Raw genomic sequence first — 21,989 nt, forward strand, 5'->3', positions numbered from 1 at the left:
TCGGAACGGTTCCGCGAGGGCGCGAAGCCTCACATTACGGAAACAATAGGTTCGCCGCAGGTCCGACCAGGTTTACGGCAGCTTGTCGTAGCCCTCGCCCAGTCCGTTCAGGCTGAGCGGGAAGCCGATGCCCTCTTCCGGTGTCTCGAAGATGATGAAAGTCGCGGTCTTGGCGGTGCGGAGCTGGCCGAGCAGCTTGTCGTCCATGACGACCTCGGCGACACAGCCATTGGGCAGGCAGCGGACGAAGCCGGCGCGGCCGACGTCCTGGTTGTCGAGCTTCAGCCCGAGGCCGGAGGGCAAAAGCACGCCGAGGGGGGCGACCACCCGCATCAGGCGGCTCTTCTGGTCGGCGGTTTTCAGCACGATTACGGTAAGGCCGGCATTGGAGCGGTCCTCGGCCACCACGCTCTGGATCAGGGCGCATTGCTCGGTCTGGGCGCCCGGGGGGGTGTCGCAGCGGATCTGCCAGTCGCCATGGACGGAGCGCACCGCACCCTGCGCATGGGCAAGGCCGGGGACGGCCAGGAGGACGACCGCAATCAGCAGGGTCGCCAGCACCGTAAGGCCGTTAATCTGCCTTGCCAGGGATTTTGCCAGGGATTTTGCCATGGATCTCGAAAGCCCCATCGGGGTCGCCCTTCTCGCCTGGATCGCTCGCGCTGGTCGACTGATACGGGAATGACGGCGTCTTGAGGGCGATTCCCAAGCAAATCCCGCGCCGCCTCAGCCGTCATCGCCTGCACGAATCAGATTCTTGCGCAGCCGTCCGCAAGTGCCTACCGCGGGCAATTGCGCTGTCAAGCCGCAGCGTCCCGGGAAACGGTATTTTTGTCTGAAGTTACTAGGAAATATCTTGCGGGTGATCGCTGGCAGAGGGGGCTCAAGACTGCATTGCGATAGATCAAGAATTATGGTTTGAGAAGCTTGATTTCGGCGTTCTAGCGATCTGGCCCGAATTCCTCTTAGAGGTATTCTTGGAGGTATTCTTAAGCGGCGGTTTGTCGGACGGGCGGGTCGAATAAGCGTTGCCCGGAAATAGGGGAGCGCATCTGGGGTGATTTCGTAAGGGGAGCGCGAACGGCATGAGCATGTCGATGGGTCGGTTGGGCCGACATCTGCTGGGATTGGCCGCCGTTGCCGCGGTAGCGGCCGGCATGATGCTGGCAACGGGCGGCGCGGCCTTCGCCGAGCTCGGCCAGCCTGAGCCGTGGGAATGGCATCTCCAGAGTTCAGCTTCGCCGGTGATGGACAACATCGTCTGGTTCCACAATTTCCTGTCTGTCCTCATCACCATCATCACGCTGTTCGTGCTGGCGCTGCTCGTGATCGTGGTGATGAAGTTCAACGCGCGGGCCAATCCGGTGCCGTCGCGGACCACCCACAACACGCTGATCGAGGTAGCCTGGACGCTGATTCCGGTGCTGATCCTGGTGGGCATTGCGGTGCCGTCCTTCCGCCTCCTGTTCCTCGAGCTTGACGTGCCGAAGGCGGATCTGACCATCAAGGCCACCGGCAAGCAGTGGTACTGGTCCTACGCCTATCCCGATAATGGCAAGTTCGAGTTCGACTCGCTGATGGCCCAGGAGAAACAGCCGCGGCTGCTCGGTGTCGACAACGAGATGGTGGTGCCGGTCAACAAAGTGGTCCGGGTTCAGGTGACCGGGGCCGACGTGATCCATGCCTTCGCGCTGCCGGCCTTCGGCGTCAAGATCGACGCCATTCCGGGCCGACTGAACGAGACCTGGTTCAAGGCCACCAAGACCGGCATGTTTTACGGCCAGTGCTCGGAATTGTGCGGCAAGGACCACGCCTTCATGCCGATCGCCATACGCGTGGTGAGCGACCAGGAGTTCGCCTCCTGGGTTGAAACGGCGAAGAAGAAATATGCGAGCGGTGGCACCGACACTTACGCCTCCACGGCCGGCCCGACGCAGTGAGTGTCGGGCAAGGGGACTGAAAGCGACATAAAGGGCGGGACCTCCAAAAGGTCCGAATGGGACGCAAGGCAGGATTTGAAAATGGCAACGAGCGCAGCGGCACACGGCGATCACGCGCAAGACCACGGACATGACGAGCACGCCCATCCGACCGGATGGCGGCGCTACGTCTATTCGACCAACCACAAGGACATCGGCACGATGTACCTGATCTTCGCGGTCATCGCCGGCGTCATCGGTGCCGCGATGTCGATCGCGATTCGTGCCGAGTTGATGTATCCGGGCGTGCAGATATTCCATGAGACGCACACCTATAACGTGTTCGTGACCAGTCACGGCCTGATCATGATCTTCTTCATGGTCATGCCCGCGATGATCGGCGGCTTCGGCAACTGGTTCGTGCCGCTGATGATCGGCGCGCCGGACATGGCGTTCCCGCGCATGAACAACATCTCGTTCTGGCTGCTGCCGGCCTCCTTCGCGCTGCTCTTGCTGTCGACTTTCGTCGAGGGTGAGCCGGGCGCCAACGGCGTCGGCGCTGGCTGGACCATGTATGCGCCGCTGTCGAGCTCCGGCCATCCGGGCCCGGCCGTCGATTTCGCGATCCTGTCGCTGCATCTGGCGGGTGCCTCGTCGATCCTCGGCGCCATCAACTTCATCACCACGATCTTCAACATGCGCGCACCGGGCATGACCCTGCACAAGATGCCGCTGTTCGTGTGGTCGATCCTGGTGACGGTGTTCCTGCTGCTGCTGTCCTTGCCGGTGCTCGCCGGCGCGATCACCATGCTGCTCACCGATCGCAATTTCGGCACCACCTTCTTTGCGGCCGACGGCGGCGGCGACCCCGTGCTGTTCCAGCACCTGTTCTGGTTCTTCGGTCACCCCGAAGTGTACATCCTGATCCTGCCGGGCTTCGGCATGGTCAGCCAGATCGTGTCGACCTTCTCGCGCAAGCCCGTGTTCGGCTATCTCGGCATGGCCTATGCCATGGTCGCGATCGGCGGCATCGGCTTCGTGGTGTGGGCGCACCACATGTACACGGTCGGCATGTCCTCGGCGACGCAGGCCTATTTTGTCGCCGCTACCATGGTCATCGCAGTTCCGACCGGCGTGAAGATCTTCTCCTGGATCGCCACCATGTGGGGCGGCTCGATCGAATTCCGCGCCCCGATGATCTGGGCGGTGGGCTTCATCTTCCTGTTCACGGTCGGCGGCGTCACCGGTGTCGTGCTGGCGAATGCCGGTGTCGACCGCGTGCTTCAGGACACCTACTACGTCGTCGCGCACTTCCACTACGTACTGTCGCTCGGTGCCGTGTTCGCGATCTTCGCCGGCTGGTACTACTGGTTTCCGAAGATGTCGGGCTATATGTACAACGAGACGCTCGCGAAGGCGCATTTCTGGTTCACCTTCGTCGGCGTCAACCTGGTGTTCTTCCCGCAGCACTTCCTCGGTCTGTCGGGCATGCCGCGCCGCTATGTCGACTATCCCGACGCGTTCGCGGGCTGGAACCTGGTGTCCTCACTCGGCTCCTACATCTCCGGCTTCGGCGTGCTGATCTTCCTCTACTGCGTGTTCGACGCCTTCATGCGCAGGGTCCCGGCGGGTAACAATCCCTGGGGTGCCGGCGCGACCACGCTGGAGTGGACGCTGTCCTCGCCGCCGCCCTTCCATCAGTTCGAAGTGCTGCCCCGCGTACAGTAAGCAGACTTTCGCGGCGTCCGTGTCGGGCGCCGCGACTCTATAGCGAAGAGTAGGTTTAGGTGTCCGTCCTCGATCACAACGCCATCGACATCAATCCGAGGATCTCCGAGGCGGAGGTCGGCGACTACATCGCGCTGCTCAAGCCGCGGGTGATGTCGCTCGTGATCTTCACCGCGCTGGTCGGGATGGCGATGGCGCCGGGGCACTTCCATCCTGTGCTCGCCATCACTTCGCTGCTCTGCATTGCCGTCGGTGCCGGCGCCTCCGGCGCGCTCAACATGGCGCTCGAAGGCGACATCGACGCCAAGATGTCGCGCACGGCGAACCGGCCGATACCGCGCGGCCGCATCACCCGGCCCGAGGCGATGACGTTCGGCATGACGCTCGCCTTCTTCTCGGTGATGACGCTCGGCATTCTCGTCAACTGGATCGCGGGCGCGCTGCTCGCCTTCACCATCTTCTTCTACGTCGTCATCTATACGATGGGACTGAAGCGCCGGACCGCACAGAACATCGTGATCGGCGGCGCCGCCGGCGCGTTGCCGCCCGTGGTGGCCTGGGCGTCGGTGACCGGCACCGTCGACGTCGAGCCGCTGCTGCTGTTCGCCATCATCTTCTTCTGGACGCCGCCGCATTTCTGGGCGCTGGCGCTGTTCCGCTCCGACGACTACGCCCGCGCCGGCATTCCGATGTTGCCCAACGTCGCCGGTCCGGACGCGACGCGCCTCCAGATCCTGCTCTACACCATCGTGCTGATCGCGGTGGCCGCAGCACCCTGGGCGCTCGGCTATTTCGACGCCATCTACGGCGTTACCTCGCTCGTGCTCGGCGCGGGCATGCTGGTGTTTGCTATCAACGTGTATATGCGCCGCGAGCGCAGCCAATCGCTGCGCGCGACCCGCAAGCTGTTTGCCTTCTCCATCTTCTATCTGTTTGCGCTGTTTGCGACCCTGCTGGCCGAGGTCGTGTTCCGGGCGCTTGCTCCGATCGTAGGGGGCGCATGATCGCGGGGATGGCCGACAAACCTGAGCCAGATGGAATCGTCCTCACGGAGGCGCAGAAGAAGAGCCGCCGTCAGCGCTCGGTTGCAATCGCACTCGCGCTCGGCGTGCTCGTCTTGCTGTTTTTCGCCGTCACCATGGTCAAGGGACCGGCAGTGCTAGTTAGGCCGATGTAGGGAAGATGGATCAGAAGCCGACCATATCGCCGGAGCAGAGCCGGACGGCCGCCAAGGGTCGTTTCAGTGGCCTTGGCCGCGACGCGCTGGTCGCCTCGATCTGCGGTGGCGTGGTTGCGCTGATGGTCGGCGCCTCCTATGCAGCGGTGCCGTTCTACAACTGGTTCTGCCGTTCCACCGGCTTCAACGGCACCACTCAGGTCGCGACTTCCGCGCCCGCCACGGGTCCCATCGCGCGAAAAATCGCGGTGCGCTTCGATTCCAACGTCGCGCCCGGCCTGCCCTGGAAGTTCGAGCCGGAGCAGAGTGAGATCGAGGTTAATATCGGCCAGGTCACCACCGTTTATTACACCGTGACCAACCAGGCCGCGCGCACCACCGCAGGGCAGGCCGCCTACAACGTCGCGCCGCTGACGGTCGGATCCTATTTCCAGAAGATCAACTGCTTCTGCTTCACTGAGCAGACCATGGCTCCCGGCGAGAAGCGCGAGATGCCGGTGGTGTTCTATGTCGATCCGTCGATCGTCGACGATCACGAGAACGACGCTCTGGGCACGATCACGCTGTCCTACACCTTCTATCCGGTGCGCGATCCCGTGGCGAAGCCGCTTGCATCGGGCGACGACGACAAACGCAAGGGAAATCTCTGATCGCCGGAGTCACGCTTCGGGGGTTGGAACAAGGGGATAAGTGCCGGACGGGCACGGGATTGAGGAGAGAGACCGCTATGGCTACGGCGCATACCAAGCATCACGACTACCACCTGGTCGACCCCTCGCCGTGGCCGGCGGTCGGCTCCGTCTCGGCCTTCATCATGGCGGTTGGCGCGATCACCTGGATGCACCACATGTTCTCGGCCGCGCCGATCATCTTCGGCGTCGGCTCTGTCGGCGTGCTCTACACCATGGCGAGCTGGTGGGGCGACGTGATCAAGGAAGCCCAGTACAAGGGCGACCACACCCGCGTCGTGCAGCTGCATCACCGCTATGGCATGATCCTGTTCATCGCCTCCGAGGTGATGTTCTTCGTGGCCTGGTTCTGGGCCTATTTCAATGCGGCGCTATTCCCGGCCGACGCCGTTCACGCCACCCGCGACGCGGTGTTCGGCTGCGGTCTCGGCACCCAGGCCGGCGCCTGCTCGGTGCCGGGCACCTGGCCGCCGCATGGCATCGAAACCTTCGATCCCTGGCACCTGCCGCTGCTGAACACGCTGATCCTGCTCACCTCCGGCACTACGGTGACTTGGGCGCACCATGCGCTGCTCGAGGGCGACCGCAAGGGCCTGAAATACGGCCTGATCCTGACCGTCATCCTGGGCGCGACCTTCACCTGCGTGCAGGCGTATGAGTACAGCCATGCGGCGTTCTCGTTCGCGGGCAATGTCTATGGCGCGACCTTCTTCATGGCGACCGGATTCCATGGCTTCCACGTTCTGGTCGGCACCATCTTCCTGATCGTGTGCCTGGCGCGCGCCTATGCCGGCCATTTCACGCCGACACAGCATCTCGGCTTCGAGTTTGCCGCCTGGTATTGGCACTTCGTCGACGTGGTGTGGCTGTTCCTGTTCCTCTGCATCTATGTCTGGGGACACGGCGCCGAGACCATGGCGCACGGCGCACACTGAGCGGCCATATATCGGATCGAGAGGGGGCGGTCGCAGGGCCGCCCTTTCGCTTTCTACGCGCCGGAGGTTCGGCAGAAACTGTGCTAGACTCCGCATCATGAATGAAACCGCCGGCACATCCGAGACCGAAGTTACTCTCCTGAGGAGCGCGCTGCGCGGGCTTGCCTGCAAATGTCCGCGTTGTGGCCAGGGCAAGCTCTATGCGGGCTTCCTGACGCTCGCCCCGGCCTGCGACCACTGCGGCCTCGACTACGCCTTCATTGATTCCGGCGACGGCCCTGCGATCTTCATCATCATGCTGGCCGGCGCGATCGTGGTCGGCTGCGCGCTGGTCGTCGAGGTCAAGTATCAGCCGCCGTACTGGCTGCATGCGGTGCTGTGGCTGCCGCTGATCCTCGCCACCACGCTGCTGCCGCTGCGCGCCATGAAGTCTCTGTTGATTGCGCTGCAATTCCACCACAAGGCGGCGCCAGGCCGATTGGTCGACCGCGCCAAATGAACGAGCCTGCGCGCAAGCCTCGCGTGGCCGGCTTCGCGCTGTTCACGCTGCTCCTGACTGCCGCCTTCACCGCACTCGGCGTCTGGCAATTGCACCGCCGCACCGCAAAGCACGAATTGATCGCCGCGCTCACCGAGCGTCTTGCGGACGCGCCGGTCGCATTGCCGCCGCCCGCGCAATGGACCGCGCTAAATCCCGCGCGCGACGAATTCCGCCGCGTCAGCTTTACCGCAACGTATGCCCCCATGCCGGACGCGATGGTGTATTCCCCCGGCTCCGCGGTTCGCAAGGACGCATCAGGTCCGGGCACCTGGGCCTTCCTGCCGGCACGGCTTTCGACCGGCGAGATGGTCGTGATCGATGTTGGATTCGTCGAGAACACGATGCAGGATCGCAGCGTCGAAGATCGCGCGGTGAAGAAGCTCGCGACCGGCGCGCCGGTCACGCTCACCGGTTACCTTCGCTTCCCCGAGGCGCCGGGCTGGCTGACGCCGGCCGAGAACCGCGACAAGCGGCTGTGGTTCGTGCGCGATCATCTGGCGATGGCCGGCGCGCTCGGCTGGGGCGCGGTCGCACCATTCTACGTCGACCTGGAGCTGCCGGCGCCCGAGAACGGCATTCCCCGCCCCGGGCCGCTCGACGTGAATCTGAAGGACGATCACCTGCAATACGCCATCACCTGGTTCACCCTCGCAGGCGCTGTGCTGATCGCGTTCGGCGTTTGGGTCAGGGGACGCCGATCCAGCCTTTCGTAGGTTCTCTGAGGAACCCGGTATCGCCCGGGGTTTATTATTCAGCGGACATTGACGAGTGTGGTCCTAAGCCGCATCAAATTTTCCGCGGCAGACAGGATTGCGGCGTGGGCGATTTCGATCAGATGGGAATTGTCGTCGACTGGGTGGACGCCTGCCGGAAAGGCGACCTTGCGACCCTGCTGGACCTTTATGCGGATGACGCCCAGCTCGAATGCACCTGCAACGGCACGCGGCGCTATCGCGGACGAGGTGAGCTCGAAACCTATTGGGGACCGCGGCTCAACGCTTTCTCATCGGCAGGGTTCGGCCTGGAGGAGATCAATCCCGTGCCGCATGGTGTCGATCTCGAATATACCGTCGCAGGCTCGCTGCGCATCCACGCCTCGTTTCGCTTCAGTCGGGAAGGCAAGATCCACAGCACGCTGTGCGAGCCGGCGCAGCAGAATCCGCCCGATGGCTGCGCGTGTTAGCCGGCCGCAGCCGCGTCTCGCGTTGATTCGACCGGCAGGCGGCAACGCACATAGGTTCGTTCGTCCGCGCGCAGGAGTGACAGCGATCCGCTGAGCGCGCGCACGCGCTCATGCATGCCGGTCAGTCCGCGGCCGAACACATTGTCGGCGGGAAAGCCGCCGCCGTCGTCCGAGATCTCGATGGCGAGTGCGCCACCCGTGATGGCGGCCTGGACATGGGCATTGCTCGCCCCGGCGTGGCGCAACACATTGGTGAGCCCTTCCTGGATCAGGCGATAGACTGTCTGCGCCAGCGGTCCGTCGATCCCGTTGAGCGCAGGATCAATCGCCTCCGTCAGGCCGATATGCGGTGCCTGCTTGCGGAAGTTCTGCAGCAGCGTCTGCACGCTGGTGTCCAATCCCAACTGCTCAATGTACAGCGGTCGCAGCCGGTCGAGGATGCGGCGGTTGGTCTGTTGCAGCGCCTCGACCGATTGCAGCACCTGTTGCGCAGAATTGCCGGGATTTCCCGCCAAAGGAGAGGCCTCGATCAGGGCGATCGCGCCGGCACGGATACCGAACAGCAGCGGGCCAAGTTCATCGTGCAGTTCGCGGGCAAGATCGCGCCGCTCGTCGTCCTGGAGCGACACCAGGCGGTGCAACAGGTCGCGATTGTCCTGGCTTAATTGCGCGAGCGTTGCGGCCAGCGCATTGGCCTCCTCGCAGCTTTGCCGGATTTCCGGCGGTCCCCCGACCGGGATCGGCTTTGCGTAATCGCCACGCCGAATCCGCGTGAGGCCATCGCCGAGATCTTGCAGGGGGCGCAGTGCCGAACCGGCGAAGATGTAGGCGATGATTCCGGTGAACCCCATCAGCGCAGCGACGAGGCCGGTCAGCGCGAGGAAGCCGATCCATTTCTCGAACAGGTCGGCCGACAGATCAGGCAGAAACACGATATCGCCGACACGCCTGCCCTCGATCATCACCGGAGACGCGGCGTCCGTGTCCGGGATGGTAAGGAGGTCGATGAACCATTGCGGGACGCCATGCAGGTTGCGTAGGCCGTCCCGCGGGGAGGATGCGGGACCTGCCTCCGCGGCACGGAATTGGATATCGGAGGAGGTGTCCAGGGAATGGGCGAATGCATCGAGCGTCTGCTGCGGATTGCCCGAGCTACGCAGGGTGTTGTTGAGCGCGGCGGCCAGCGTCTTCGTCGAGCGTCGGGCCGGTTCGTTCTCGTCGGCCAGTTGGCCTGTTGCGAAGGCCAGGAGCAGCACGCCGCCCATGATCAGCGCAGCCACGAAGCTGACGCCGAGCGGAAGAAACAGTTGCGTCCTGAAGGATAGCCTTTGCCACATTAGGTCAATTCTAACGCGCATCGGCCGGATTTGCTCTTTCCATTTGTTCCCGCCGGTCTATGAGTCGAAAAACAAGAGAGTGCGCGATGCAAGATACCGCCAAGCCGGCGACCAAGGTTCTGATCGTCGACGACCATCCCGTGGTGCTGTCCGGTTGCCGTACCCTGTTCGCGGCCGACCACTCGATCCGCATCGACGAGGCGTCCGACGCCAAATCCGGGCACCGTGCCTATATCAGCAAGCGGCCCGACGTCACCGTGATCGACATCAGCCTGCCCGACGTCTCGGGCTTCGAGCTGATGCGGCGGATCCGCAAGGATGATCCCGACGCCAAAATCATCATGTTCAGCATGAACGACGACCCGGCCTTCGTGGTACGGGCGGTCGAGCTGGGGGCGCAGGGCTATGTCTCCAAGGGTGACGATCCCAGAATCCTGCTCAAGGCGGTGCGCAAGGTGGTCGCAGGTGATAATTTCATCTCGCCGCAGCTTGCAGAGGCCGTGACGTTTTCGGGCGCCGCGATCAAGGCCAACCCGGCCTCGCAGATGACGCCGCGGGAGCTCGAGATTCTGCGCCTGCTCGGACGCGGCGACAAGATCGTCGAGGTCGCCGAGGCGCTCGGCATCTCCTACAAGACGGTCGCCAACACGACGTCCCTCCTCAAGCAGAAGCTCGGCGCCAAGAATCATTCCGATCTGATCCGGATCGCGGTGGAAATCGGGATGAATTGACCCGTCAGGACCGAACCGGCCGCTCCAGGATGCAGCCGGTTCGGCCGGCGGATCGGTGCCGCTATTCGGCCGGGCAATGCGTGGCCTACAGGGACGCCATCCGCCGACACAATGGGTCGAGACGGCGTTCGTTCCGCAATCGGCGCCTCAAATCGGGAAAGCATGGCAATTTGCAGCAAGTATCCGGCTCGCGGCAGCCGGTTGCGGCCGTGACACATCGGGAAAAACAGGAACATTTGCGCGGAGCCTGGCGTTTGGCTCTTGACGTCGCGATGACGGGCGACGAAAGGTTGCGCGCACAATTCAGGGGTAGGCGACTTCGGAACGAGGCAAACCGGTCTGCACACAACGACAGACCTTCCAAGAGAAGGGCTGCGGTATCGCCGCAGCCCTTTTTCGTCGGGCGAGCCCGGACGGGGAAGCGGTTTCCCGATGCCGCAAAACACTCTATGGTGCCGCAAAGCCTCTGGCTGCGAACCAGGAGCATCGTGAAATCAAAGGCTTACGGCTTGAGCGCAGGCGCGGCCGGCCTTTGGAGGGCAGATTGACTCGTTATATATCGACCCGGGGCGAGGCCCCCGAACTTGGCTTTTGCGACGTGATGCTGACCGGGCTTGCTCGCGACGGCGGTCTGTACGTGCCGGCGACCTGGCCCCAGCTTTCGGCGGAGACGATCGCGAGCTTCTTCGGCCGCCCCTATTGGGAGGTTGCCGTCGAGATCATTCGTCCGTTCGCCGGCGGCGAGATCACGGACGCCGAGCTCGGCCGCATGGCGAACGAGGCCTATGCCACCTTCCGACATCCGGCCGTGGTGCCGTTGCGCCAGATGTCGCCGCACCAGTTCGTGCTGGAGCTGTTCCACGGTCCGACGCTCGCCTTCAAGGACGTGGCGATGCAGCTGATCTCGCGGCTGATGGACCATGTGCTGGCCAAGCGGGGCCAGCGCACCACCATCGTGGTCGCGACCTCCGGCGACACCGGCGGTGCCGCGGTCGAAGCGTTTGCTGGGCTGGAGAATGTCGATCTCATCGTATTGTTTCCGCACGGCCGCATCTCCGAGGTGCAGCGGCGGATGATGACGACGACGGGCGCGGCCAATGTGCATGCGCTGGCCATCGAAGGCACGTTCGACGACTGCCAGGCGCTCGTGAAAGGGATGTTCAACAACCATCGCTTCCGCGACGCGACGGCGCTCTCCGGCGTCAATTCCATCAACTGGGCGCGCATCGTTGCCCAGGTGGTTTACTACTTCACCTCCGCCGTTGCCGCCGGTGCACCGGCGCGCGCGGTTGACTTCATCGTTCCGACCGGCAATTTCGGCGACATCTTTGCCGGCTACGTCGCCAAGCGGATGGGCCTGCCGGTACGCACCCTGCGCATCGCCGCCAACGTCAACGACATCCTCGCCCGCACGCTCAAGACCGGGATCTACGAGGTGCGCGAGGTGCACGCGACTGCGTCGCCCTCGATGGATATCCAGATCTCCTCAAATTTCGAACGGCTGCTGTTCGAGGCCGGCCGGCGCGATGCGGCCGGCGTTCGCCGTCTGATGGGTTCGCTGAAGCAGTCCGGGCGCTTCGTGCTGCCTGACGCGACGCTGGCGGCGATCCGCGACGAGTTCGACGCCGGGCGCGCCGACGAGACCGAGACCGCGGCTGCGATTCGGGTCGCCTGGCGCGAGGCGGGCGAACTCGTCGATCCCCACACCGCGGTGGCATTGGCGGTCGCCGATCGCGACACCACCGATACGACCGTGCCCAACATCGTGCTCTCGACCGCCCATCCGGCCAAGTTCCCGGATGCCGTGGAGGCGGCCTGCGGCCAGCGGCCGCAACTGCCGGCCTGGCTCGACGGTCTCATGACCAAATCCGAGCACATGAAGGTGATGAAGAACGATCAGGCAGAGGTCGAGCGGTTCGCGCTGTCGGTCAGCCGTGCCGCAAAACAGGGAGTTGCCGGATGAGCGTCGAGATCTCCAAGCTTGCCTCCGGCCTGACCGTCGTCACCGACAAGATGCCTCACGTCGAGACCGCAGCGCTCGGCGTCTGGGCCGGCGTCGGCGGCCGCGACGAGAAGCCGAACGAGCATGGCATCTCGCATCTGCTGGAACACATGGCGTTCAAGGGCACGACCAAGCGCTCCTCGCGTGAGATCGTGGAAGAGATCGAGGCGGTCGGCGGCGATCTCAACGCCGGTACCTCGACCGAGACGACGTCCTACTATGCGCGGGTGCTGAAGGCCGACGTCCCGCTCGCGCTCGACGTGCTCGCCGACATCCTCGCCAATCCCGCCTTCGAGCCGGACGAGCTGGAGCGCGAGAAGAACGTCATCGTGCAGGAGATCGGTGCTGCGCAGGACACGCCCGACGACGTCGTGTTCGAGCATCTCAACGAGCTCTGCTATCCCGACCAGCCGATGGGACGTTCGCTGCTCGGCACCGCAAAGACCTTGCGCGGCTTCAGCCGCGACTCGTTGCGCAGCTATCTGTCGACGCATTACCGCGGACCCGACATGGTGGTGGCGGCCGCAGGCGCCGTCGACCACCAGCAGGTGGTTGCCGAGGCCGAGATGCGCTTTGCGGGTTTTGAGGCGACGCCGGGCCCGAAGCCCCAAGCCGCACAGTTCGGCAAGGGCGGTGCCAAGGTGGTGCATCGCGAGCTCGAGCAGGCGCATTTGACGCTAGCGCTCGAAGGCGTGCCGCAGACCGACTTGTCGCTGTTCTCGCTTCAGGTGTTCACCAACATCCTCGGCGGCGGAATGTCCTCGCGGCTGTTCCAGGAGGTGCGGGAGAAGCGCGGCCTCTGCTATTCGATCTACACCTTCCACGCGCCCTATACCGATACCGGCTTCTTCGGCCTCTACACCGGCACCGATCCCGCCGACGCCCCCGAGATGATGGAGGTCGTCATCGACATCATGAATGATTCGGTCGAGACGCTGACCGAGGCCGAGATCGCGCGCGCCAAGGCGCAGATGAAGGCCGGCCTGCTGATGGCTCTGGAGAGCTGTTCTTCGCGCGCCGAGCAGCTCGCCCGACACGTGCTGGCCTATGGGCGGCCGCAGACGGTGGAGGAGCTGGTGGCCCGGATTGACGCCGTCAGCGTCGAATCGACCCGCGATGCTGCGCGTGCACTGCTTTCGCGCAGCCGGCCCGCCGTTGTTGCATTGGGCAGCGGAAGAGGTCTGGACACGGCGGTGTCTTTTGCGGAAGGATTGACCCGGGCGCGCGCCAAGGCGCGGCTGCATTAGGAGCCGCGTACGGGCCGCCCGCTTCGGGAAGCATCACCATGGCCCTGTTTCGCCTGCCATCCAGTGGACCCGCCGCCCTCGCGCCGCGCGGTAACGGGCTATTGCTGCGCGCGCCGCAGATGTCGGACTACCTGCAATGGGCCCACCTGCGCGAGACCAGCCGCGACTACCTCACGCCCTGGGAGCCGATCTGGCCGTCGGATGATCTCACCCGGTCCGGCTTCCGCCGTCGCCTGCGCCGCTATTCCGAGGACATCGCCGCGGACCGCTCCTATCCCTTTCTGGTCTTCCGGGAGCTCGACGGCGCCATGGTCGGCGGCATCACGCTGGCCAATGTCCGGCGCGGCATCGTGCAGGCCGGCACTATCGGTTACTGGGTCGGGCAGCCCTATGCGCATCGCGGCTACATGACGGCCTCGCTGCGGGTGCTGCTGCCGACGCTGTTCGGCGAGCTCAATCTGCACCGGGTCGAGGCCGCTTGCATTCCCACCAATGCACCGTCGATCCGGGTGCTGGAGAAGTGTGGCTTCTCTCGAGAGGGGCTGGCGCGCCGCTATCTCTGCATCAACGGGATCTGGCAGGACCACCTGCTGTTCGGCCTGCTGCACGAGGATTTCCGCGGCTGAGCCGGGGGCTTCATGCGCGAGATCAATCTCATTCCAGCCCTCTGGTTTCCTGCTCTACTTCCTGCCTTGGGATCGCCGATTTTGGCGATATAACGGCGCGGGCCGGCTGGCATCAGCCGGGACGTGTCAAGGAGTACAGGCGTTCATGAAGGAGCTTCGATCATTGCGGAATGCGCTACGGCGAGGTTCGGTGATCGCGCTGGCGCTGTCGGTCTCGTGTGCGACGATCTCGCCGGGGGCGGCCCAGTCGCTGACCGACCGCTTCAAGGGCTTGTTCGGCGGCACGTCCGACGAGCCGGCCCAGTCGAAGCCGGCGCCCGCGCCGGGGCAGCCGCCAGCCGACGACGAGATCGATTGTCCCCAGGTTACGGTGCGTGCCGGAGCGTCGACCTATGCGGTTGGTGCCAACGGCAAGCAGGCGGTCGGCAATGACGTTCGCTTCCAGGCCTCCATCACCAAGATGGCGCGCGAATGCGCCCGCAACGGCGGCGACATCACCGTGCGTGTCGGCATCCAGGGCCGCGTCATTGCAGGTCCTGCGGGCGCGCCGACCTCGGTCGATGTCCCCCTGCGCGTCGCTGTGGTCCAGGGCGGCATCGGGGAAAAGGTGATCGCCTCGAAGGCCTACCGGACTAAGGTCGAGATGTCGGAGGCCGGCAGCGTGCCCTTCACATTCGTCGCCGAGGATCTCTCCTACCCGATGCCCTCGGCGGCGGTCGCAGATTCCTACATCTTCTACGTTGGCTTCGATCCGCAGGCGCTGTCGCCCGAACCGAAGCCGCGGGGAAAGAAGAAGTAGCGTACAGCCCGATGCGCGTTTGGGCGGCGGGTCGTTCCGCAAACTCGTCATGCTTGTCCCGGGCATCCACGCCTTGGCTCCGTGCGATAAGAAAGTAGATGGCCGGGACAAGGCCCGGCCATGACGATAGGGAAGCATCTTGCCAAAGAAAAAAAGCCGGCGCTCATCGCGCCGGCTTTTTGATTGGTGAGGGAAGCTCGCCTCAGTTCAGCTTCTGCCGGACCTCGGTGATGCCCTTGGCGAGCAGGTCGTCGGCGACCTGGCCCTTGACCGACTGCGACAGGATGGTGGAGGCGGCCTGGACGGCGGCTTCCGCGGCTGCGGCGCGGACATCGGCGAGCGCCTGGGCCTCGGCGAGCGCGATCTTGCCCTCCGCGGTCTTGGTGCGACGGGCGACGAAGTCTTCCATCTTCACCTTGGCGTCGGCCGCAATGCGGTCGGCTTCGGCCTTGGCGTTGGCGATGATATCGGCGGCCTCGCGCTCGGCCGTGGCGCTGCGGGCCTTGTAGCCGGCCAGCACCTTGGCGGCTTCCTGCTTGAGACGCGTTGCGTCGTCGAGTTCGGCCTTGATGCGGGCGGCGCGATGATCGAGCGTCGTCAGCACGGTCTTGTGGACGCCGAGATAGGCGAACACGACCATCAGGATGACGAAGGCGACGGCGACCCAGAATTCAGGTTCGAAGAACATATCGACTAACCCTTCAAGGACGCGTCAACGGCGGCATTGATCGACGCAGCGTCCGGAACAACGCCGGTGAGCTGCTGCACGATCGTGCCCGCCGCATCGGCCGCGATGCCACGGACGTTGCTCATCGCAGCCGTGCGGGTCGAGGCGATGGTCTTCTCCGCCTCGGCGAGCTTGGCTGCCAGCTGATCTTCCAAAGCCTTGCGCTCGGCTTCCGCCTGTGCGTTCAGCTTATCGCGGGTCTCGTTGCCGATCGCCTGCGCCCGCGCCCGCGCCGAAGCGAGCTCGCTTTCATAGGCCTTCAGCGCCGCGTCGGACATGTCCTTCAGCTTCTGCGCCTCGGCGAGGTCACCCTCGATCTTGTTCTGACGCGCCTCGATCGCACCGCCGATGCGCGGCAGAGCGAGCTTGGACACGATCACGTAAAGCACGACGAAGAAGATCGCGAGCGACACCAGTTGCGAGGCAAAGGTGCTGCTCTCGAACGGCGGAAAGCCGCTACCGTGGTGACCACCGTCAGCCTCGGTGTGAGCGCCCGCCGCCGGACTCTTTGCGCCGCCATGACTTTCAGCCATGGAGTACTCCTGTTGCTGTCAAGTGCGCCGCTTCGGTTGAAGCGGCGCGAAGTACGTCCTCAGAGCGGAACGAACAGCAGCAGCAGCGCGATCAGCAGCGAGAAGATGCCGAGCGCTTCGGTCACGGCGAAGCCGAAGATCAGGTTGCCGAACTGGCCCTGAGCAGCCGACGGATTGCGAACGGCTGCGGCGAGGTAGTTACCGAAGATCACGCCGACGCCGACGCCCGCACCGCCCATGCCGATGCACGCGATGCCCGCGCCGATAAGTTTTGCTGCTGCCGGATCCATTTTTGACTCCTTGGAGGAAAGATTGGGTTGTGGGTGGGAACTCCCCGGACCGCTCAGTGTCCCGGATGAATGGCGTCGTTGAGGTAGATGCAGGTCAGGATCGCGAACACGTAAGCCTGGAGGAACGCGACCAGGAGTTCGAGCGATGTCAGTGCGACCGTGAGCGCCAGCGGCAGCACGCCGCCGATCCAACCGACGGCGCCGAGCGAGAAGCCGAGCATCGCGACGAAGCCCGCGAACACCTTCAGCGCGATGTGGCCGGCCAGCATGTTGGCGAAGAGACGGACGCTGTGGGAGACCGGCCGCAGGAAGAACGACAGGATCTCGATGAACATGACCAGCGGCAGGATGTAGATGGGGACGCCGTGGGGAACGAAAATCTTGAAGAATTTCAGGCCGTTCTTGTAAAGGCCGTAGATCAGGACGGTGAAGAAGACCAGCAGCGCGAGCGCCGCGGTGACGATCAGATGGCTCGAGATCGTGAAGGTGTAGGGGATGATCCCGACCAGGTTCGAGACGCAAATGAACATGAACAGCGAGAAGATCAGCGGGAAGAACTTCATGCCTTCCGAGCCGGCAGTCGAACGGATGGTCGACGCCACGAACTCGTAGGAGATCTCGGCGACCGACTGGAGGCGCCCGGGAACCAGCTGGGTGCCGCTGGCGAGCATCAGGAGCGAGATCACCACCACTGCCACCAGCATGTAGAGCGACGAATTGGTGAAGGCGATCGTGTGATTGCCGATATGGCCGATCGTGAAAAGAGGCTCGATGTTGAACTGGTGGATCGGATCGATTTTCATCAGCGCGGCATCTCTTGGTCTGCCGGACTAGCCGGCTGGTCTCGGTCTACCGGCCGGGCCGGCCCGTACCGGCGAAGCCGGCACGATCAGTTCCTCTCCTCTTGTCGGATCAGCTACGACCCACCGCGCCTGTTTTGACCCGCACCTGCCGTTCTCACCACATTCACCACGCCGGCCACGAAGCCCAGCAGCAGGAACACGATAAATCCGAAAGGCGACGTCGACAGCAAGCGGTCGAAACCCCAGCCAATCCCCGCTCCGACAACGACCCCGGCGACCAACTCGGAGGATAACCGAAAACCAAGCGCCATCGCCGAGGCTCTGGCCGCTCTGTCTTCACCGTCACCTGCGGGTTGCTCGGTCTTGATCCGTCGGTCGCGTAATTCGGACAACCGTTGGTCAAGACTTCCGAGCCGTTCGGAAAGCGCAGCTTCCTCGGACGATCTATCGCCGTTTCCATTCTCGCCGTGTCCCGCGCTCTGTGCCATGCAACAAAGACCCGAAACGCCGCGCCCAAGTGGAAATTACGTCCGCCACCCTCAAAAGCCGCGCGGACCATACTGAGCACACATAATCAAGTCAAGCCGGGTCACGAATGCGTCGTCTCCGATTATCCATTTGATTTAATTGATGATATTGTCGTGCGCGCCAGCGCCGCACATAGCGTGACGCCGCAGCGCAGCAGCTGCCCGCGCGATCTGCCGATGCGGCCGAGATTTCGCCATGCCGCCGGGATCAAAAGGATCGCTGCGGCCGTTGATTTCATTGACCGGTTTAGGCGGCGGATACCGCCGCCGCGGTGTAGACTTGCAGGAAAGAAGCAGCAGCGCCGTGGCGGAGAGCGCGATGAGACCAACCAAATCATCCACAACATCATGGCTTGCAGCCTTGGCGCTCGCCGCCCTGGTTGCAATCAGCGGCGGCCTCGTTGCCGCGCAATCCACGCCCGACAGCGACAATGGCCGCTATTCCATGACGCCCATCCCGGAGGGCGTGCTGCGGCTCGACACCCGCACGGGCACGATGTCGACCTGCACGAAGAACGGCACCGACTGGGCCTGTTACGCAGTGCCCGACGAGCGCGCTGCATTCGATGCCGAGATCGGCCGGCTCCAGGCCGAGGTGGACAAGCTGAAGGGCCAACTCGCTACCGGGCCGACTGTGTCGGGCAAGGTCGACGAGGCGCTGCCGAAGTCAGATCCGTTGAAGAAGGCGGAGCCGAAGGTTGCCGACGGTGACCGCAAGATCGAGATCCCGCTGCCGAGTGACCAGGACATCGACCGCGTGATGTCGTTCCTGGAAAAGGCCTGGCGGCGGCTGATCGACATGGCGAGCCGCGTCCAGAAGGACGTGTCGGGGAAGATTTGAATTGTCTGCGGCGGCATCCCGGCGTAGGCCGGAACCCATACGCCGCGGCGTCTTTGTTTTCCAGATGCGCGTCGCCACCTTTCGCCACGTCAGGCATTTGGGAGTATGTGCCCCGGCCTTTGCCGGGGAAACGCATCGAGAGCTTTCATGACCTCAACCAAAGCGCAGACCCGCTCGACACCGTCGACTGTGCACGCCACGAGCGTCAGCACTGCGACGCTGACGGTGCAGACCTCAGGCTGCGGCTTCATCGACCTCACGCCCGAAGCTGCGAAGTTCATCGCCGACGTTCATGCGCGGGACGGCGCGCTGACGCTGTTTATCCGGCACACCTCTGCGTCGCTGACAATCCAGGAGAATGCCGATCCTTCCGTGCTCGTTGATCTCACCACGGTGCTGGCGCGGCTCGCGCCGGACGATGAAGATGCAGGCTGGACTCACGACACCGAAGGGCCGGACGATATGCCCGCGCATATCAAGACCATGCTGACAGGGACCTCGTTGCAGGTACCGGTCCTAGGTGGCGCGCTTGCGCTGGGCACCTGGCAGGCGATCTATCTGATCGAGCATCGTATCCGCCCGCATCGGCGCGAGGTCGTGCTGCAATTTATCGGCGCGTCGCGATGACAAAATAAAACCGGCCGCAGGTGCCTGCGGCCGGTTTGTAGTCCGTGGAGCCGGCGTCGTACGCCGGCATCCTGCGATCAGTTCGACTTGATGTCGACGTCCTTGGTTTCGGGGAGGAAGAGGAAGCCGACCACTGCGGTGATCACCGCGAACGCGATCGGATACCAGAGGCCCGCATAGATGTCGCCGGTCGAGGCCACGATCGCGAATGCGGTCGCGGGCAACAGGCCGCCGAACCAGCCGTTGCCGATGTGATACGGCAGCGACATCGAGGTGTAGCGGATCTTGGTCGGGAACAGTTCGACCAGCATCGCCGCGATCGGCCCGTAGACCATCGTGACGAAGATCACCAGGATGAACAAGAGTCCGATGATCGCTGCGACCTGCGGGCGGAAGATGTCGAACGGATTCGACATCTTCACGATGCCAGCGTCACCCGTCTTGGGATAGCCGGCCGCCTGCACCGCAGCGAGCACCGCCGGGTTGCTGTCCTTGGCATTGGCGTAGGCCACGTCCTTGCCGTTGACGACGACCTTGACGCCGGAGCCGGCCGCGCCGCTGGTTGTTGCGTACTTGACCGACGACTGCGACAGGAAGGCGCGTGCCGTGTCGCATGGCGAGGTGAAGACGCGGGTACCGACCGGGTTGAACAGGTCGCCGCAGCCCGCGGGATCGGCCACCACCTCGACCTTCGTTGCCTCGATCGCCTTCTCCAGCGCCGGATTGGCATTGCTGGTGATCATCTTGAAGATCGGGAAGAAGGTCAGCGCCGCAATCAGGCAGCCGCCGAGGATGATCGGCTTGCGGCCGATCTTGTCCGAGAGCGCGCCGAACACGATGAAGAAGCCGGTGCCGAACAGGAGCGACCAGGCGATCAGCAGGTTCGCCGTGTAGCCGTCGACCTTCAGGATCGATTGCAGAAAGAACAGCGCGTAGAACTGGCCTGTGTACCAGACCACGCCCTGGCCCATCGTGCCCCCGAGCAGCGCGAGCAGCACGAGCTTGCCGTTCTTCCAGTTGGCGAAGGCCTCCGTCAGCGGCGCCTTCGAGCTCTTGCCCTCGTCCTTCATCTTCTGGAAGATCGGCGATTCATTGAGGCGGAGACGGATCCAGACCGAGACGCCGAGCAACAGCACGGAGACCAGGAACGGGATGCGCCAGCCCCACGCAGCGAAATCGGCTTCGCCGATCGCGGAACGGGTGAACAGGATCACCAGCAGCGACAGGAACAGGCCGAGCGTCGCGGTGGTCTGGATGAACGAGGTGTAGTAGCCGCGCTTGCCGTTCGGCGCATGCTCGGCGACATAGGTGGCCGCACCGCCATACTCGCCGCCGAGGGCGAGACCCTGGGCGAGACGCAACGCGATCAGGATCACGGGAGCTGCGAAGCCGATGGTCGCGGCGTTCGGCAGCAGGCCGACGATGAAGGTCGACAGACCCATGATCAGGATGGTGACAAGGAAGGTGTATTTGCGGCCGACGATGTCGCCGATACGGCCGAACACGATGGCACCGAACGGGCGGACCAGGAAGCCCGCAGCAAACGCCAGCAGCGCGAAGATGTCGCGCGTTGCCGGCGGATAGGCCGAGAAGAACTGCGCGCCGATGATCGAAGCCAGCGATCCGTAAAGGTAGAAGTCGTACCACTCGAAGACGGTACCGAGCGAGGAGGCGAGAATGACGAAACGTTCGTCCTTCGTCATACCTCCTGTGCGCGCCTGAGACACAGCCATTGTCGACATGTTGCGATCGCTCCCCGAAACGTGTTTCCTCATGTCCCCGACGTCCGGATCCTCCCGGATCGACCAGGGCCTTGCCACTAAAGTAACATCGCCGTGAAACCGACCCCAATACGACTTTCGGCCTTGCGCACCGACGCTCGCATGATGCGCGGGTATTGGGTGCCGCGCAGTAGCACGCGGCTTGTGGATTAACCCCTTTGCTACAAAGGGATAATGTGCACTTGCATGCCACGGCCGGTCGGGGAAGAATTGAGCCGACCCGGATTCGGCTGACTGGCCCCGCGCGAACGATAGCAAGAGATCGATGAACGCTCCCTCGACCCATCTCATCATCGCCGATGATCACCCGCTATTCCGCGATGCGCTTCGGCAGGCGGTGGCCGGCGTCCTGACCTCGGCCAAGATCGATGAGGCCGGATCGTTCGAGGATTTGACCAAGTTCCTGGAGCAGACGTCCGATGTCGACCTGATCCTGCTCGACCTCTCGATGCCCGGGATTTCAGGCTTTTCCGGCCTGATCTATCTGCGCGCGCAATATCCTGCGATCCCGGTGGTCATTGTCTCGGCCTCCGACGACAGCGCCACGATCCGCCGCTCGCTCGATTTCGGCGCCTCCGGCTTCATTCCGAAGCGCTTCGGGGTCGAGACGCTGCGCGATGCGATCCTCAAAGTCATGGAGGGAGATGTCTGGGTTCCCGCCGACACCGATCTGTCGGGCGCCGCCGACCCCGACATGACCCGGCTGCGCGACCGCCTGGTGACGCTGACGCCGCAGCAGGTGCGGGTTCTGATGATGCTGTCGGAGGGCCTTCTCAACAAGCAGATCGCCTACGAGCTCGGTGTTTCCGAGGCCACCATCAAGGCCCATGTCTCGGCGATTCTGCAAAAGCTCGGTGTCGAAAGCCGCACCCAGGCTGTGATCGCCGCCGCGAAGATCGCCGGCGGGCAGTGGAGGCAGGGCACCCCGACGGGGTAGCAACTGCTG

The 21,989-nt window shown here is 63.9% G+C and carries 26 protein-coding genes; 17 read left to right on the forward strand and 9 right to left on the reverse strand.

Features of this window, described 5'->3' with window-relative positions:
- Positions 1 to 72: 72 nt before the first annotated feature.
- Positions 73 to 630: an invasion associated locus B family protein gene (locus FXV83_RS25125; RefSeq protein ID WP_148742230.1), complete on the reverse strand. Its 558-nt coding sequence runs from the start codon at positions 628 to 630 to the stop codon at positions 73 to 75.
- A gap of 455 nt (positions 631 to 1,085) precedes the next feature.
- Between FXV83_RS25125 and coxB the strand changes: the two genes are divergently transcribed.
- The 9 genes from coxB (at position 1,086) to FXV83_RS25170 (ending at position 8,172) form a co-directional block, all read left to right on the forward strand.
- Entirely contained in the window at positions 1,086 to 1,940 is an 855-nt protein-coding gene (gene coxB / locus FXV83_RS25130) for a cytochrome c oxidase subunit II (protein WP_148742232.1), read from the forward strand.
- Positions 1,941 to 2,021: 81 nt separating this feature from the next.
- On the forward strand, positions 2,022 to 3,647 hold the full coding sequence (ctaD, locus tag FXV83_RS25135) for a cytochrome c oxidase subunit I (RefSeq protein ID WP_148742234.1): 1,626 nt from the start codon (positions 2,022 to 2,024) through the stop codon (positions 3,645 to 3,647).
- Positions 3,648 to 3,706: 59 nt separating this feature from the next.
- The gene (locus FXV83_RS25140) at positions 3,707 to 4,651 is read left to right on the forward strand and encodes a heme o synthase (RefSeq protein ID WP_148742236.1); all 945 of its coding nucleotides are present in this window, start codon (positions 3,707 to 3,709) and stop codon (positions 4,649 to 4,651) included.
- Entirely contained in the window at positions 4,648 to 4,824 is a 177-nt protein-coding gene (locus FXV83_RS25145) for a CoxF protein (protein ID WP_148742238.1), read from the forward strand. The genes FXV83_RS25140 and FXV83_RS25145 overlap by 4 nt, the downstream gene beginning before the upstream one ends.
- A 5-nt stretch (positions 4,825 to 4,829) precedes the next feature.
- Entirely contained in the window at positions 4,830 to 5,474 is a 645-nt protein-coding gene (locus FXV83_RS25150) for a cytochrome c oxidase assembly protein (RefSeq protein ID WP_148742240.1), read from the forward strand.
- A gap of 77 nt (positions 5,475 to 5,551) precedes the next feature.
- Positions 5,552 to 6,448 (forward strand): cytochrome c oxidase subunit 3, encoded by an 897-nt coding sequence (locus FXV83_RS25155; protein WP_148742242.1) that lies wholly within the window; start codon positions 5,552 to 5,554, stop codon positions 6,446 to 6,448.
- 97 nt (positions 6,449 to 6,545) lie between these two features.
- Positions 6,546 to 6,947, forward strand: a complete 402-nt coding sequence (locus FXV83_RS25160) for a DUF983 domain-containing protein (RefSeq protein ID WP_148742244.1) — start codon at positions 6,546 to 6,548, stop codon at positions 6,945 to 6,947.
- Complete coding sequence (locus tag FXV83_RS25165) at positions 6,944 to 7,702, forward strand: SURF1 family protein (protein WP_148742247.1); 759 nt, start codon at positions 6,944 to 6,946, stop codon at positions 7,700 to 7,702. The genes FXV83_RS25160 and FXV83_RS25165 overlap by 4 nt, the downstream gene beginning before the upstream one ends.
- A 104-nt stretch (positions 7,703 to 7,806) precedes the next feature.
- Positions 7,807 to 8,172, forward strand: a complete 366-nt coding sequence (locus FXV83_RS25170) for a nuclear transport factor 2 family protein (RefSeq protein ID WP_148742249.1) — start codon at positions 7,807 to 7,809, stop codon at positions 8,170 to 8,172.
- On the opposite strand, the gene FXV83_RS25175 is transcribed toward FXV83_RS25170, so the two are convergent.
- Positions 8,169 to 9,509 (reverse strand): histidine kinase, encoded by a 1,341-nt coding sequence (locus FXV83_RS25175; protein WP_148742251.1) that lies wholly within the window; start codon positions 9,507 to 9,509, stop codon positions 8,169 to 8,171. The two genes, FXV83_RS25170 and FXV83_RS25175, sit on opposite strands and share 4 nt — an antisense overlap.
- An 86-nt stretch (positions 9,510 to 9,595) precedes the next feature.
- Here FXV83_RS25175 and FXV83_RS25180 point away from each other — a divergent pair, with 86 nt between their 5' ends.
- The 5 genes from FXV83_RS25180 to FXV83_RS42985 all read left to right on the forward strand — a co-directional run bounded on the left by FXV83_RS25180 (position 9,596) and on the right by FXV83_RS42985 (position 14,914).
- Positions 9,596 to 10,240 (forward strand): response regulator transcription factor, encoded by a 645-nt coding sequence (locus FXV83_RS25180; RefSeq protein ID WP_148742253.1) that lies wholly within the window; start codon positions 9,596 to 9,598, stop codon positions 10,238 to 10,240.
- A gap of 544 nt (positions 10,241 to 10,784) precedes the next feature.
- Entirely contained in the window at positions 10,785 to 12,203 is a 1,419-nt protein-coding gene (gene thrC, locus FXV83_RS25185; RefSeq protein WP_187436140.1) for a threonine synthase, read from the forward strand.
- Positions 12,200 to 13,489: a M16 family metallopeptidase gene (locus tag FXV83_RS25190; RefSeq protein WP_148742257.1), complete on the forward strand. Its 1,290-nt coding sequence runs from the start codon at positions 12,200 to 12,202 to the stop codon at positions 13,487 to 13,489. The genes thrC and FXV83_RS25190 overlap by 4 nt, the downstream gene beginning before the upstream one ends.
- Positions 13,490 to 13,527: 38 nt before the next feature.
- Entirely contained in the window at positions 13,528 to 14,115 is a 588-nt protein-coding gene (locus FXV83_RS25195; RefSeq protein WP_148742259.1) for a GNAT family N-acetyltransferase, read from the forward strand.
- A 145-nt stretch (positions 14,116 to 14,260) separates the two neighbouring features.
- Positions 14,261 to 14,914 carry a hypothetical protein gene (locus tag FXV83_RS42985; RefSeq protein WP_187436141.1) on the forward strand — a complete coding sequence of 218 codons (654 nt, stop codon included), beginning with the start codon at positions 14,261 to 14,263 and terminating at the stop codon, positions 14,912 to 14,914.
- A gap of 202 nt (positions 14,915 to 15,116) precedes the next feature.
- Here FXV83_RS42985 and FXV83_RS25205 read toward each other — a convergent pair whose 3' ends face one another.
- From FXV83_RS25205 to FXV83_RS42990, 6 genes are all read right to left on the reverse strand, one after another.
- A complete protein-coding gene (locus tag FXV83_RS25205) occupies positions 15,117 to 15,602 on the reverse strand; it encodes a F0F1 ATP synthase subunit B family protein (RefSeq protein ID WP_148742261.1) in 486 nt (161 codons plus the stop codon).
- Positions 15,603 to 15,607: 5 nt separating this feature from the next.
- Positions 15,608 to 16,174 (reverse strand): F0F1 ATP synthase subunit B family protein, encoded by a 567-nt coding sequence (locus FXV83_RS25210; protein WP_148742263.1) that lies wholly within the window; start codon positions 16,172 to 16,174, stop codon positions 15,608 to 15,610.
- A 59-nt stretch (positions 16,175 to 16,233) separates the two neighbouring features.
- The gene (locus FXV83_RS25215) at positions 16,234 to 16,464 is read right to left on the reverse strand and encodes a F0F1 ATP synthase subunit C (protein ID WP_007599451.1); all 231 of its coding nucleotides are present in this window, start codon (positions 16,462 to 16,464) and stop codon (positions 16,234 to 16,236) included.
- A gap of 53 nt (positions 16,465 to 16,517) precedes the next feature.
- Positions 16,518 to 17,267, reverse strand: coding sequence for a F0F1 ATP synthase subunit A (locus FXV83_RS25220; protein ID WP_148742265.1), 750 nt, complete (start codon positions 17,265 to 17,267; stop codon positions 16,518 to 16,520).
- Between the two features lie 113 nt (positions 17,268 to 17,380).
- On the reverse strand, positions 17,381 to 17,755 hold the full coding sequence (locus FXV83_RS25225) for an AtpZ/AtpI family protein (RefSeq protein WP_148742268.1): 375 nt from the start codon (positions 17,753 to 17,755) through the stop codon (positions 17,381 to 17,383).
- A gap of 135 nt (positions 17,756 to 17,890) precedes the next feature.
- Entirely contained in the window at positions 17,891 to 18,226 is a 336-nt protein-coding gene (locus tag FXV83_RS42990; RefSeq protein WP_187436145.1) for a hypothetical protein, read from the reverse strand.
- Between FXV83_RS42990 and FXV83_RS25235 the strand changes: the two genes are divergently transcribed.
- Both FXV83_RS25235 and FXV83_RS25240 read left to right on the forward strand, forming a co-directional pair.
- The gene (locus FXV83_RS25235; RefSeq protein WP_148742270.1) at positions 18,114 to 18,635 is read left to right on the forward strand and encodes a hypothetical protein; all 522 of its coding nucleotides are present in this window, start codon (positions 18,114 to 18,116) and stop codon (positions 18,633 to 18,635) included. The genes FXV83_RS42990 and FXV83_RS25235 overlap by 113 nt on opposite strands.
- Positions 18,636 to 18,782: 147 nt before the next feature.
- Positions 18,783 to 19,262 carry a secondary thiamine-phosphate synthase enzyme YjbQ gene (locus FXV83_RS25240; protein WP_148742272.1) on the forward strand — a complete coding sequence of 160 codons (480 nt, stop codon included), beginning with the start codon at positions 18,783 to 18,785 and terminating at the stop codon, positions 19,260 to 19,262.
- A gap of 77 nt (positions 19,263 to 19,339) precedes the next feature.
- On the opposite strand, the gene FXV83_RS25245 is transcribed toward FXV83_RS25240, so the two are convergent.
- On the reverse strand, positions 19,340 to 20,965 hold the full coding sequence (locus FXV83_RS25245) for an MFS transporter (RefSeq protein ID WP_187436142.1): 1,626 nt from the start codon (positions 20,963 to 20,965) through the stop codon (positions 19,340 to 19,342).
- 343 nt (positions 20,966 to 21,308) lie between these two features.
- On the opposite strand from FXV83_RS25245, the gene FXV83_RS25250 reads away from it, so the two are divergent.
- Positions 21,309 to 21,980 carry a response regulator gene (locus FXV83_RS25250; protein ID WP_148742276.1) on the forward strand — a complete coding sequence of 224 codons (672 nt, stop codon included), beginning with the start codon at positions 21,309 to 21,311 and terminating at the stop codon, positions 21,978 to 21,980.
- The last annotated feature ends 9 nt before the right edge of the window (positions 21,981 to 21,989 follow it).

Origin of the sequence: Bradyrhizobium hipponense (genome assembly GCF_008123965.1) — a bacterium.
GTDB classification, from domain to species: domain Bacteria; phylum Pseudomonadota; class Alphaproteobacteria; order Rhizobiales; family Xanthobacteraceae; genus Bradyrhizobium; species Bradyrhizobium hipponense.